Source organism: Nostoc sp. UHCC 0870 (genome assembly GCF_022063185.1).
Classification (GTDB): domain Bacteria; phylum Cyanobacteriota; class Cyanobacteriia; order Cyanobacteriales; family Nostocaceae; genus Trichormus.
Map to the genome: position 1 here is coordinate 2,610,010 of NZ_CP091913.1, position 12,676 is coordinate 2,622,685.

The 12,676-nt window shown below is 40.4% G+C and carries 13 protein-coding genes; 5 read left to right on the forward strand and 8 right to left on the reverse strand.

The window, feature by feature from the left end:
- Positions 1-245: 245 nt before the first annotated feature.
- The 5 genes from ctpC to L6494_RS11390 form a co-directional block, all read right to left on the reverse strand.
- Entirely contained in the window at positions 246-1,547 is a 1,302-nt protein-coding gene (gene ctpC / locus L6494_RS11370) for a carboxyl-terminal processing protease CtpC (protein WP_237994862.1), read from the reverse strand.
- A gap of 42 nt (positions 1,548-1,589) precedes the next feature.
- Positions 1,590-1,745 carry a hypothetical protein gene (locus tag L6494_RS11375; RefSeq protein ID WP_237994864.1) on the reverse strand — a complete coding sequence of 52 codons (156 nt, stop codon included), beginning with the start codon at positions 1,743-1,745 and terminating at the stop codon, positions 1,590-1,592.
- Between the two features lie 11 nt (positions 1,746-1,756).
- A complete protein-coding gene (gene ispG / locus L6494_RS11380) occupies positions 1,757-2,983 on the reverse strand; it encodes a (E)-4-hydroxy-3-methylbut-2-enyl-diphosphate synthase (protein ID WP_237994866.1) in 1,227 nt (408 codons plus the stop codon).
- Positions 2,984-3,316: 333 nt separating this feature from the next.
- A complete protein-coding gene (locus tag L6494_RS11385; protein ID WP_237995972.1) occupies positions 3,317-4,075 on the reverse strand; it encodes a sugar transferase in 759 nt (252 codons plus the stop codon).
- Positions 4,076-4,169: 94 nt separating this feature from the next.
- Positions 4,170-5,330 (reverse strand): glycosyltransferase, encoded by a 1,161-nt coding sequence (locus tag L6494_RS11390; RefSeq protein WP_237994868.1) that lies wholly within the window; start codon positions 5,328-5,330, stop codon positions 4,170-4,172.
- 278 nt (positions 5,331-5,608) lie between these two features.
- Here L6494_RS11390 and L6494_RS11395 point away from each other — a divergent pair, with 278 nt between their 5' ends.
- On the forward strand, positions 5,609-6,547 hold the full coding sequence (locus tag L6494_RS11395; protein ID WP_237994870.1) for an NAD-dependent epimerase/dehydratase family protein: 939 nt from the start codon (positions 5,609-5,611) through the stop codon (positions 6,545-6,547).
- Between the two features lie 64 nt (positions 6,548-6,611).
- Here L6494_RS11395 and L6494_RS11400 read toward each other — a convergent pair whose 3' ends face one another.
- The gene (locus L6494_RS11400) at positions 6,612-7,169 is read right to left on the reverse strand and encodes a peroxiredoxin (RefSeq protein ID WP_237994872.1); all 558 of its coding nucleotides are present in this window, start codon (positions 7,167-7,169) and stop codon (positions 6,612-6,614) included.
- Between the two features lie 516 nt (positions 7,170-7,685).
- On the opposite strand from L6494_RS11400, the gene L6494_RS11405 reads away from it, so the two are divergent.
- On the forward strand, positions 7,686-9,146 hold the full coding sequence (locus tag L6494_RS11405) for a right-handed parallel beta-helix repeat-containing protein (protein WP_237994875.1): 1,461 nt from the start codon (positions 7,686-7,688) through the stop codon (positions 9,144-9,146).
- The gene (locus L6494_RS30960; protein WP_330911078.1) at positions 9,124-9,213 is read left to right on the forward strand and encodes a choice-of-anchor Q domain-containing protein; all 90 of its coding nucleotides are present in this window, start codon (positions 9,124-9,126) and stop codon (positions 9,211-9,213) included. Before L6494_RS11405 ends, L6494_RS30960 begins: the two co-directional genes overlap by 23 nt.
- 188 nt (positions 9,214-9,401) lie before the next feature.
- Here the strand turns inward: L6494_RS30960 and sipA are convergent, their stop codons facing one another.
- Together sipA and L6494_RS11415 are read right to left on the reverse strand one after the other, a co-directional pair.
- Positions 9,402-9,656 (reverse strand): regulatory protein SipA, encoded by a 255-nt coding sequence (gene sipA / locus L6494_RS11410; RefSeq protein WP_237994877.1) that lies wholly within the window; start codon positions 9,654-9,656, stop codon positions 9,402-9,404.
- A 380-nt stretch (positions 9,657-10,036) separates the two neighbouring features.
- Positions 10,037-10,546 carry a Spy/CpxP family protein refolding chaperone gene (locus L6494_RS11415; RefSeq protein ID WP_237994879.1) on the reverse strand — a complete coding sequence of 170 codons (510 nt, stop codon included), beginning with the start codon at positions 10,544-10,546 and terminating at the stop codon, positions 10,037-10,039.
- A 257-nt stretch (positions 10,547-10,803) separates the two neighbouring features.
- Here L6494_RS11415 and L6494_RS11420 point away from each other — a divergent pair, with 257 nt between their 5' ends.
- Both L6494_RS11420 and L6494_RS11425 read left to right on the forward strand, forming a co-directional pair.
- Positions 10,804-12,012 (forward strand): sensor histidine kinase, encoded by a 1,209-nt coding sequence (locus tag L6494_RS11420; protein ID WP_237994881.1) that lies wholly within the window; start codon positions 10,804-10,806, stop codon positions 12,010-12,012.
- Positions 12,009-12,671, forward strand: coding sequence for a response regulator transcription factor (locus tag L6494_RS11425; RefSeq protein WP_237994883.1), 663 nt, complete (start codon positions 12,009-12,011; stop codon positions 12,669-12,671). The genes L6494_RS11420 and L6494_RS11425 overlap by 4 nt, the downstream gene beginning before the upstream one ends.
- Positions 12,672-12,676 lie beyond the last annotated feature (5 nt).

Here is a 12,676-nt window from a genome sequence, read left to right on the forward strand (position 1 = left end):
TTATGAGTGCTGAGTTATGAGTTAAGAGAGTAATTGCTACTATTCCACACACTTTGTTATTTAAGATACTGAAAAACATATCCCAACTTTATCATTACTCATTACTCATTACTCATTACTCATTACTCATTACTCATTACTCATTACTCATTACTCATTACTCATTACTCATTACTCATTACTCATTACTCATTACTCATTACTCATTACTCATTACTCATTACTCATTACTCATTACTCACTACTCATAACTGAGTATTTTGAGTTTTTTCTGCTGTTGGTGTAGTTTTACCAGCAATTTTTTTACCCAATACTTCCAAAGCCTTAGCAAATTGAGGATCTGCTAATGTGCCAAGTTTGTCTCGTTCACGTAACCACAAATCTTGACGCTGGGCATCTGTCAATTCAACTTTCACATCTGGGTCAATGCCATGTTTATTAATATCTTTACCACTGGGGGTATGATACTTGGCAATAGTCACTGCCAGACCTGAGCCATCTTCTAGAGGACGTACAGATTGTACCAAGCCTTTACCAAAGGTTTGTGTACCAACTAAAACAGCACGCTGATTGTCCTGCAATGCACCAGAGAGAATTTCACTGGCACTAGCTGAACCTTTATCAACTATGACCACCAAAGGTTTATTCGTCAAAGCCCGACCCCTGGCTACTTCTCGTTCTTGTTCGCCTTGACGGTCAATAGTAGAAACAATTGTGCCTTTATCTAGCCACATCCGGGCAATTTCTACGCTAGAGAATAGCAAGCCTCCAGGATTACCACGTAAATCCAAGATATAGCCATTTACCCGTTGTTTTTCTAAATCTCTAATGGCTTGCTGCATTTCTTTACCAGCATTGGCACTGAACTGATTCAAACGAATGTAACCAACTTTACCAATAGTTGTTTGTTTTTGAGAATAGCGCACCGGATGGATTTCAATCCGCGCTCGTTTGATTTCAAATTGTTTTTGTTGACCGTTACGCTCAATCGTTAAGGTGACTTTTGTACCTGGCTCACCTCGAATCAGAGATACGGCTTGATTGGTATCCATCCCTTCGGTACTTTTGCCATCTATCTTGAGAATGACATCCTTGGAAAGAATACCTATTTTAAAAGCAGGTGTATCCTCAATTGGGGCAATTACAACCAGCTGCTTAGTTTTTTCATCCTGACTAATAGTGATCCCAATACCGGTGAGTTCCCCAGAGGTATCCACCTGCATATTTTTAAATTCTTCTGGGGTCATAAACCGGGTATAGGGGTCTTCTAGCTTTTTCAGCATTTCCCGGATGGACTTATAAGCTTCCTCTTGACTACTGTAGGACTTGTTGAGGTACTCCTTGCGTACAGCTAGCCAATCGACCTGATTAAACGTGTTGTCTACATATTGGCGTTGGACTATTTGCCAAACCTCATCTACCAACTCCTTGGGACTTGCTTTAAATAAAGCCTGACCGCGTGAGTGAATGCCAAGGCTAGTAACTGCGATCGTGGAGAGTGTTACCGCCGTAGCACCCAAAACAAGTCTACTTTTTGTAATCACCATAATGACAGCTGCGTCAGAGGGAAAAATTTATAGTCAGTATGCTCAATCTAACACAGGGTAAACTGTAACGACCGAGTATGTATTCCTAACTTCATCAAAATACTTTTTAATCCGGTGATCTAGGCGATCGCCATTTACAAAAATTTTATCAATATGAGGTCGCCAGTAAACAGTGAATAATAACTGTTCACTGTTCACTGTTCACTGATTTAAGGCTCTACCCAACGACCATCTGCTTTGATCAGATTAATCAATTCTTCTACACCTTTGTCTTCTGTGACTTTTTTAATTTCTTCTCGGCCACGATACAAAGAAATGTAGCCAGGGTTTTTTCCGACATAACCATAGTCAGCATCAGCCATTTCTCCAGGGCCGTTGACAATGCAACCCATAACAGCAATATCTAAGCCTGTTAAGTGTTTAGTTGCTTCCCGGACTTTATGCAGAACTTCTTCCAGATTAAACAAGGTGCGCCCACAGGAAGGACAAGCCACATACTCCACCATTGTTTTCCGCAAACCCAAAGCTTGGAGAATACTGTAACAAACGGGAATTTCTTTTTCTGGTGCTTCTGTTAAAGACACGCGAATGGTGTCACCAATCCCATCAGTAAGTAAGGTAGCGATTCCGGCTGTAGATTTAATTCGTCCGTATTCGCCATCACCAGCTTCTGTCACACCTAAATGTAAGGGATAGTCCATACCCAAATCATCCATGCGCTTGGCCATTAAACGATAGGCCGCTACCATCACGGGAACTCGTGAGGCTTTCATGGAAATGACTATGTTACGGAAATCTAACGATTCACAAATACGAATAAACTCTAGGGCAGATTCCACCATACCTTCTGGAGTGTCACCGTAGGTAAAAAGCATTCTTTCAGCCAATGAACCGTGATTTACGCCGATTCGCATGGCTTTACCTTGGTCGCGGAGGGAAATTACTAGAGGTGCTAGAGTCTCGCGGATTTTTTCACCAATTTCATTAAATTCAGATTCAGTATATTCAGTCCTTTGAGTGTTGGGTTTTTCAAACACATACAACCCTGGATTAATCCGCACTTTCTCTATGTGTTTAGCTACCTCCAAAGCGATTTTCATCCCATTGTGATGCACATCAGCAACAATAGGGACATCTTGGTAAGTTTTAATGAGTTTTTGTTTAATTTCTGCCAATGCTACAGCGTGAGCAATACTGGGGACGGTAACACGGACAATTTCACAGCCAATTTCGTGCAGACGACGAATACCCGCTACAGAACCATCAATATCCAGGGTATCTTCGTTAATCATCGACTGGACTACCACAGGGTAGCCGCCGCCAATTGTGACATTACCTACCTTGACTGGGCGCGTTTTACGACGCTTGATTGTAGTGTCAAAGATGGGTTGATTGGTTGTATTATTAGATGTTGCGAGAGTCGGCAGAGTTTGCATAACCTTAATTAAGTGAGTTTGCCGTAGCTAAAATATTAGATTAAAAGGTATCTGTTTCTCAGATTGCCATAGTCAGAGCTTTTTTGAGCGGTGCGATCGCAAAAAAGACCATAAAAAGTTTGATTTAGTTAAAATAGGTATGCCTAGGGGAGATTTTTAATTTTGGATCTACTCTAGTTTTGATCGATATCTCCAAAAATGATGTAGGCACAATTCATGAATTGTGCCTACCCAAGATTTTGGACAACGCATAATTAATTAAATTTGGTCGATGTTTCATAATGAGCTAAGGGGCGGTAAATGCCCCTAATCATCAAACAGCAGGTTTTTGTTTTAGTAAGCTCCGTTATCTTTTGGGACAACAACCACATCAACTGTTTTCAGTATGATCCATAAATCCAGCCAAAAACTTCGAGCTTTGACGTAATGTAAATCTATTTGAACTCTGCGTGGATAAGGGATATCATTACGTCCAGATACTTGCCATAATCCGGTAATGCCTGGTCTGATTGTTAAAACTTGATCAATGTAGATACCGTATTTTGGTAGTTCTTCTGCGACTAAAGGACGTGGCCCCACCACACTCATATCCCCCTTTAAAACATTCCAGAATTGGGGAAATTCATCCAGACTAGTAATTCGCAAAAATCGGCCGATGGTGGTAATTCTGGGGTCTTTTTTTAACTTAAAACTGCTTTCAAATTCTTGCCGCAACTGAGGCGATGTTTCCATCATTTGGACGAGGACTTCGTCCGCATTGCTGACCATTGTGCGGAATTTAATACAATTAAAGGGCTTGTAGTTCTTGCCTATTCTTTCTTGGACATAAAAAATTGGTCCTTCAGAACTGAAAGAAATCAGTAAGGCCAAAATTAAGTAAACCGGAGAAAACAGCAACAAAACTGACAAAGAAAACAGTATATCAAACAGTCTTTTGGCGAACTCTCCGTTTAAAGTAGGAAAAGACAAACCTTGAGGTTTTCTTCTAGGTGTCTTTGTTTTTTGACCTCGCTTGAGTGCAGAATGCGTAGACGAGCTAGCATCTGGCTTTAAGCGTCGCTTACCGGAGAGGAGTGAGCTCTGGGCAGTCATCATACTCCTTAATAATCCACACCACACATAGTCCCAATCTTAAATCTAAAAGGAGGTGCTTCTGGGGTAAAATTGCCAAAAGCATCGAAAACAATTACAAAAAATTCTGGTTGTCACTCTCCAGAATGCCTTTTTTGCCATGCTGATGTAAAAAATCTAGATAGCGTCGAGCAAAAACTTCCGGTGAAAACTGGGCAGCGTGCGATCGCATATACTCAGGGTTAAGGTCATCTTGATAAATTTCAAATTTTTCTACTGCCTCCACTAATGCCTCTGCTGTTTGTCTATTAAATAGTATGCCCGTTCCTGTGTCTTTATATGAACGCACATCTTTTACCGTTTCTAAAGCACCTCCTGCACCATAAGCAATCACTGGAGTACCGCAAGCTTGAGCCTCTACTAAGGCAATACCAAAATCTTCACAAGCAGCATATACAAATGCCTTAGCCCTAGACATATAGTTTTTTACCACTTCATCAGGTTGCCACCCCAGTATTTGGATATTTGAGTTTGCTAGCTCGCGGATTTGTGTCATTTCCGAACCTGTCCCAATGATTACCAATGGTCGTTGCAGTTGATTGAACGCTTGAACAATTAGAGATACTTGTTTATAACTCACTAACCGGGAAACGGTGAGATAAAAATCCTCTTTTTGAGACAAAAATGGAAACGTCTCCACATTTACGGGCGGATAAATGACTGTGGCTTCTCGTCGATAGCACCGCCAAATACGCCGAGCAGTATGGTGAGAGTTAGCAATAAAATAGTCAACCCGATTTGCGCTCAATACATCCCATTGGCGCAACTGATGCAACAAGTAGCGAGTTACCCATCCAGCTACACCACTACCCAACTTACTGTGGTGTAGATAATCAAATGTTAAGTCCCAAGCATAGCGCATAGGGGTATGGCAGTAGCAGATATGTAACTGATCACCAGTAGTTAAAATGCCTTTGGCAACAGCATGGGATGAAGACAGAATGACATCATACTGGCGTAAATCCAGTTGTTCAATTGCCAGGGGCAAAAACGGCAGGTATTTTTGAATCCCATTTTTAGCAAAGGGAAAATGCTGGAGAAACGTAGTACCAATTTGACGTTGATACAAATAACTTTCAGGATTGCTGGATTCAAAGTCAATCAAAGCATATAAATCAGCATCAATGTGATGGAGAATTTCCCGCACGACTAATTCCGAACCACCGGTGGCTTTTGGTGTTAGCCACTCATGAACAAGAGCATATTTCAAGGACACAGCTAACTTTAAAATGTAAAAATTACGTCAAGTAACAGTGTGAGGTTAACTGCATAGTTTCCCTTGGCGATGCAGGAATGGGAACTACCCCAGATGGCAATTAAAGACAGAGTTCTGCTGGGAGATGTTCCAGAGGGATGCAGCAACCTGATAACCTCAAGAGGATTGGGTATCAACAGTTAACAGTGAACAGTTACCAGTTATCAGTTGATGAATGGTAACTGTTCACTGATTTGAGTCTTCCCAGTCCTTACAAAAGACATAGGAGTTGGTAAATTATGCGAATTTTGATCATGGGTGGTACTAGGTTCATTGGTGTGTACCTAACTCAACTTCTTGTAGAACAAGGGCATGAGGTAGTGCTATTTAATCGTGGTAATCGCCCCCTACCGAGTTTGCAGGGAGTAGGACAAATTATAGGCGATCGCACTGATCCTACACAGCTGAAGGCAAAATTATTACCAGAAAACTTTGATGTGATTTTTGATAATAATGGTCGAGAACTAACTGATACTCAACCACTGGCAGAGATTTTTGCCGGTCGGGTGCAGCATTTTGTCTATATGAGTTCGGCGGGGGTATATCTCAAATCTGACCAATTACCCCATGTAGAAGGAGATAAAGTAGACCCGAAAAGCCGCCATCGGGGTAAGCATGAAACAGAAGCCTACTTGCAACAACAAGGATTACCCTTTACTTCGATTCGCCCTACTTATATTTACGGGCCTCAGAACTATAACGATTTAGAAAGTTGGTTCTTTGATCGGATTGTACGCGATCGCCCAATTCCTATTCCTGGTACTGGAGTCCATATCACTCAACTAGGTCATGTCAAGGATTTGGCGATGGCCATGTCTCAAGTGATTGGTAATCAACAGGCGATTGGGCAAGTGTATAATATTTCAGGCGATCGCTTTGTCACCTTTGATGGTTTAGCCCGTGCTTGCGCCCAAGCTGCCGGTAAATCACCCGATGACATCAAACTTGTGCATTACGACCCGAAAAAATTTGATTTTGGTAAACGGAAAGCTTTCCCTATGCGGGTACAGCATTTCTTTGCTTCAGTAAATAAAGCTCAAACGGAACTAAATTGGCAACCCCAATATGATTTGATTTCTGGGCTAACTGACTCTTTTGCAAATGATTATCTAGCCACTGGACGAGATCAAGCTGAAATAGACTTTTCCACCGATGATGAAGTTTTACAAGCTATTTAAGGGATACAAAAACCCGGTTTTTTAAATAAACCGGGTTTCTTGGTTTAGTTGATATTTAGACGTTTCAAGAAGCTTGAGATTGCAACTGTTCAAGTCTTGCCAAAACTTCTGCACTGTGGACAGATGGGTTAACTTTCACAAAAGTTTCCCGCAGCAAGCCTTGAGGGTCAATGATAAAACTATGACGCATAGATAAAAAACCGAGCCAAGAGCCGTAAGCTTTACTGACAGTACCAGTAGTATCAGCCAAAAGGGGAAATTTTAGCCCCTCAGAATCACAAAACTCAGCATGGGAATCGATATCATCAGCACTGATACCAACAACTTCAACATTTTTCTTCAGATATTTTGGTAAATCTTCCTGAAAACGACGTGCTTCAATGGTGCAACCAGCCGTGAAGTCTTTGGGATAAAAGTAAAGGACTACCCACTTACCACGCAAATCAGCCAGGGAAAGTTCACCATCACCTGTATTTGTGGGCAGAGTAAAATCTGGTGCAGGCTGATTAATCGCTGGAAGTTTACCTCCAAGTGCATGAGCAACTGGGGCAAAATTTAACGCATTGATAACCGTGAAAAAACTGACCAACAATATCTTCAAAAAAGTTCGCCGGGAAAACATGATATAAAAAAAATAACAACTTTACATAAGTTTACAATTCATTTACGATCTTTAGTTATTACTATGGTTGAATTTCCGGGAAAAATCATTTAGAACTCAAAAATAAAGCAGAATTTTCTTGACTGTGGGTACTGTAACAGAGTATAAAGGTGCTTGTATAAGTTCAATCAAGTAATGTTGGGTTAACAACTGCTTGTTTACTTATTAATTTGTGGCAAAGAAAAATAAAGGAATAAAGAATGAGGGTGGTGATGTTCAAGAAAACAGCCATAGCTAAGGTTATGGCAAACTTATTTCCATATTGAACTCCAAAACTTTCCTCAACACTAAATTCCTCAAATTTTCTCGCTTCAAAAAATGAGTGGATAATCAAAAACCATCTAGCTTTCCTTGAATTTTGTACTTAATTTTGCAGCGATGAATTACCTCCAACTGCGGTCTAATTAACTTGACAGTTGGAAGATATCTGTGTGTTGACTAATTCTCAGATCAGTGTTCCTTCGATTGACTCTAGCTATGACCAGCAACAAAAAACAACAATTACGCCAGTCTTTTTCTCTTAGTCTGGCTCTATTAAGCTTTTTATCCACACTCGGCTTAGATATCCGTTCCACTATTAAGACTGACTCTGTAATTTCTCTGAATATGTCAGAGGTATCAGCCCAATCGACCAAGAAAGTGTACTACGTTTCACAAACAGGTAGTGATAGCAACCCTGGGACAGCGACTCAGCCTTGGAGAAACATCAATTATGCCGTTGGTACAACTTCTCCTGTCCAACCTGGTGATACTATTCTGGTTCAGCCAGGAACTTACACAGGACTCGTAACTCTCGGTAAATCAGGTAATGCTACGTCAGGACATATCACACTAAAAGCCAATGGTAGGGTTATATTGCGTGACCCTGACCCTATCAATGGTGGCTTCCGAGAAGGAGTGATTCAGTCAGCTCGTAAAGGTTATTGGATTATTGATGGCTTCCGCATTGAAAACACATCCTGGGCTGGAATTGCTCTGCGTGATGCCAACAATATGATTGTTCAAAACAACCATACCTATCAGAGTGGTGCTTCAGGTATTATTGTTATGCCTGAAACCTACTATGGTGGCGGGGAAGCGGAGATTACCAGTAGGAATATTAAGATACTAAGAAACACTGTTGAACGCGCCAACTGGAGATGGACGAGCAACCGTTCTACAGAGGGTACACAAGAAGCATTGAGTATCTGGGGTGTGGATGGTTTTGAGGTGGGATACAATACCCTCAAAGAAGGCAACCGTGAAGGTATCGATGCGAAAGTTGGATCTCGCAATGGTTCTATTCATAACAACATAGTTACTCGTCAAGCACTAGTTTCAGGTACAACTAATGGCTATACAGGTGGACCAGCTATCTACCTTGATGGTAATCGAGCCAGGATGTTCAACATTGATGTCCACAGTAATACTGTGTACGGAAATACCGCCGATGCAATTGTGATTGCAGACGAAGTTCCTCAGATTGGGGATGTAACAAGTATTAGAGTTTATAACAACGTTATCTATGGGAATGGAATACAGCGTGTAAATGGTGGTGTAGGCATTCTCGTGGGCAGAAATGTAAGTTATGTTCAGATATTCAACAACACTGTTGCCAAGAATGTGCAAGCCCTGGTTATTGATGGTTATCATTTCACTGGTGGTTATCAACCGTTTCAAATTATAGTTCGCAACAATATCTTCGCCGATAGCCTTTTCCGCAATGGCTATATCGCAGGTGCAAGCAATTTGTCAGTACGTAACAACTTATTTACAAATAAGTTTGCAAACCTCTATGACATTGGAGCTGGAGTGACATCTTTGTGGGCTTTGAACAATAACAAAGTACCGTCGGCGGGATTTGTCAACTTAACTGGTAATGATTTCCGTCTCTCATCGATTTCGCCAGCAATTAATACTGGTTTTTTCCGATTCTTTGAGTTCGTACAAACAGTTTGATAAGGACGGTAATCCCAGAATCCAAGGCACTAGTGTTGACATAGGTGCTTATGAGTCTTCCTGGTAGTTCTGTTTTCAATTTCTACGTATGAATCTAAGCGTCCACAGATTTCCTTCTTTTTGATTTAAAATATCGATTTTTCTAACCTCTCCCAACATCAGGAGAGGCTAGAAAAAAGGTCTCTTTAAGTCCCACACCAATTGGTGGTAGGCTCAATTTAGCGGGTCTAAATCCCCCACAATACTCAGGAGTGTTTACTGATTTAACGACTCTGAGTGTGACTCTGGAAGCTGATCTATACTTTCGATGTATTGAGCATCTAAAAGAAAAGCTCCCTTAGCAAAGCGAATACCCCAATATCCACCAGGCCGACGGTCAAGGACTATACCCTCCTCACCTACTTGAATGATATCAGGGGGGCGTAACATCGGCATGGGGTCTGCTGTTTTGATATAGGGTGGTAATGCCACAACTCGGACTTTACTACCAATGGTAAATTCTTCAGACATATAAAAAGAGCTAGGAGTTTTGATCAACTCATAGCTCATTATTTTGAACTTTACTAGAGGTGTGAAGGAAGATTTTGTTTTGTTGGGAAGGAGGTAAAAGGAAAGGGGAGGGCATATTTCCCCTTTCCCTATCTTCTGCAAGAAGTCTGTTAATTGGGTGTTATGGAAAATAATGCTTGTACTTCAATGTAGGGTGCGTCAGTGCAAAAAAACCTAACTATACCAAGAAATTATTCATACTGACGCACCCTACTAACCGTCAATTTGGAATAATTTATTTTTTGGTGTTCCCTTAAGTCTAACAATGGTTGTAGGCGAGGGGTAGGATTAGAGGCAGCCGTAAAAGTTTGCATCGTCATGTAAAAACTTTTCAGGTGAGATTAATTACCGTTTTGTTGACGACGTTGCTGCCAACGCTGACCACGACTAGCTTTCATTTCTTGTAGTTTGGCTCGTTGTTCTGTAGTTAGAACTGCTTCAATTTGTTGTTTGGTATTCGCCCGAATTGTCCGCATTCTGGCTTTTTGGTCATCTGTCAAATTCAAGTCAGCCATTTTCTTACCCCGACGCTGACCTGCTTCGGGACGTTCACCTGGTTGACGTTCCGCTCGACGTGCTTGACGTTCTTGACGTGCAGCCTCTAGCTTGGCTTTTTGTTCTGGGGTGAACACGTTTTCCATTTGAGTGCGGGCGTTGCTTTGAATTTGTTTAATTCTGGCTTTTTGGTCTTCAGACAATCCCAAACTTTCCCAAGGGCCTTTTTTTGCGGCTTGTGCAACCTGGAATGGTGAAGAAAAGGCGGTTTGTGCTTGAACAGCAAAAGGAGCTACAGTTGCAGTTAAAGTAAGAGCGATCGCACCAGCTAAGAGAGATAATGATTTGAGTTGCATTGATGACATCGTTTTGTTTTTTGTGGTATGCAACCATCTTAATAACTCACATCAATTACCCACATGAGGAGAAAGTCATGAATCCACCCATGACTTTAGTCATGATTGAAGTATGATTTAGGTGACTGGTAATACTTTCAAAACTAAAGTAAATATAGAAAACAGAATTGACTTTTGCCCCTTCGACTGCGCTCAGGGTCAACACCAAGCGTAGCCGAAGTTTTGACTTTTGACTTTTGACTTCGGAGCGCAGCGACGTGACTCGTCCTATCCAAATTAATAATCATCCTTTTCGGTTCTTACTTTATTTAGAATGGATATTACTAGCAATTTCTGTGATCACATCTGTATTGCCGCATCCTTCACCACGATTTGCTAGTAGATTTCCCGAATTAGCCATTTTAAATCTTACTATTTTTGGATTAATGGGCTTGAGACTACCTACTAGTAATAATCTCGTGAAGATTATTTATACAGCCTGTGGAATTAGTTTAATTTTTATCACTGGTTTATTTGGTGGTCGAGCCGATCGCCTATTTCCTTTTCTCTATATAATTTTGGTTATTCGTAGCTGTTTGATTTTCCAATTACCTGGACGCTTATCAGTTACTTTTGTTTCATTCACTTTGTTTTTAACAACACTATTATATCGAATACCTCGTTATCCTTTACCACCACAAGCCCAAGAAAAATTTCGTTTCTTTACTTTGAGTTTAGCTTTAGTTTTTGGTTTAAGTTTAGTATTTGTTTTAATTTTAATGAATACTGTATTATCGGAACGTGAAAGTAGAGAAAAATTAGCGATTGCCAATGAAAAGCTTAGGCAATATGCTCTGCGTATTGAAAATCAAGCTACTCTAGAAGAACGGAATCGAATTGCACGGGAAATTCATGATTCATTAGGTCATTCTTTGACTGCTTTAAATCTCCAATTAGAAACTGCTTTAAAACTTTATCAAGCCAACCCTGATAAAGCACAGAGTTTTTTGGCTAGGGCTAAGGAGTTAGGTTCTAAAGCCTTACAGGATGTAAGACAGTCAGTTTCTACGATGCGTTCCAATCCATTACAGGATAAATCTTTAGCACAGGCAATTGATATTTTGGCTGAAGATTTCCAACGTTCTAATAATATTCTTTTAAATCGTCAAATCAATCTTGAATATTCCTTATCTACTGAAGTTAATACGGCTATCTATCGCATTATTCAAGAATCATTAACAAATATATCTAAACACGCTAGAGCAACAGAAGTTAATCTAGAAATAATTATCAATAGAGGCAGTTTATATATAACCATTCAGGATAATGGAAGAGGATTTGATCTAGAACAAAATACGACAGGATTTGGATTACAAAGTATGCGCGATCGCGCTTTATCTCTGGGAGGTAAATTTACAATCAACAGCGCATTCGGTTGCGGTTGTCAAATTACAGTTGATATTCCTCTAGGTAGGTTAATTTCATGATTAAAGTATTATTAGTAGATGACCAAAGTTTAATTCGTCAAGGATTAAAAGCCTTATTAGAACTAGAACCAGATTTGGAAATAGTGGGAGAGGCAGAAAATGGAGAAGTCGCGCTTAATTTAATTATTCAATCATTACCAGATGTGGTTCTAATGGATATTAGAATGCCTATCATGGATGGAGTTGCAGCCACACGGGAAATTTGCAAGAATTTTCCGGGAGTAAAAGTTTTAGTGCTGACAACTTTTGATGATGATGAATATGTGAAAGCAGCCTTACAACATGGCGCAATGGGTTACTTACTTAAAGATACACCTTCCGAAGAATTGGCTGTGGCTATTCGTGCCGTACAGAAGGGATATACTCAACTAGGCCCAGGAATCGTCAAAAAACTTTTGATTCAATTTCCGACTCCAATACCTAGTCAAACACCATCTATGCCACCCAGTTTAGCAGAACTGACCCCTAGGGAAAAAGAAGTTTTACAGTTAATTGCTATAGGTGCTAATAACCGAGAAATTGCCCAACAACTTTACATTTCTGAAGGGACAGTGAAAAATCATGTGACTAATATTTTAAATCGGTTGAACTTGCGCGATCGCACTCAAGCTGCTATTATTGCCAATACCTATATATCTTATTTAAATGAGTCAATTTGACTCTG

What these genes read in the sequence shown, in the direction of transcription:
- ctpC (WP_237994862.1), bottom strand. Translation starts at nt 1,547, where the DNA reads ATGGTGATTACAAAAAGTAGACTTGTTTTGGGTGCTACGGCGGTAACA.
- ispG (WP_237994866.1), bottom strand. Translation starts at nt 2,983, where the DNA reads ATGCAAACTCTGCCGACTCTCGCAACATCTAATAATACAACCAATCAA.
- L6494_RS11385 (WP_237995972.1), bottom strand. Translation starts at nt 4,075, where the DNA reads ATGACTGCCCAGAGCTCACTCCTCTCCGGTAAGCGACGCTTAAAGCCA.
- L6494_RS11395 (WP_237994870.1), top strand. Translation starts at nt 5,609, where the DNA reads ATGCGAATTTTGATCATGGGTGGTACTAGGTTCATTGGTGTGTACCTA.
- L6494_RS11400 (WP_237994872.1), bottom strand. Translation starts at nt 7,169, where the DNA reads ATGTTTTCCCGGCGAACTTTTTTGAAGATATTGTTGGTCAGTTTTTTC.
- L6494_RS11405 (WP_237994875.1), top strand. Translation starts at nt 7,686, where the DNA reads ATGACCAGCAACAAAAAACAACAATTACGCCAGTCTTTTTCTCTTAGT.
- sipA (WP_237994877.1), bottom strand. Translation starts at nt 9,656, where the DNA reads ATGTCTGAAGAATTTACCATTGGTAGTAAAGTCCGAGTTGTGGCATTA.
- L6494_RS11415 (WP_237994879.1), bottom strand. Translation starts at nt 10,546, where the DNA reads ATGCAACTCAAATCATTATCTCTCTTAGCTGGTGCGATCGCTCTTACT.
- L6494_RS11425 (WP_237994883.1), top strand. Translation starts at nt 12,009, where the DNA reads ATGATTAAAGTATTATTAGTAGATGACCAAAGTTTAATTCGTCAAGGA.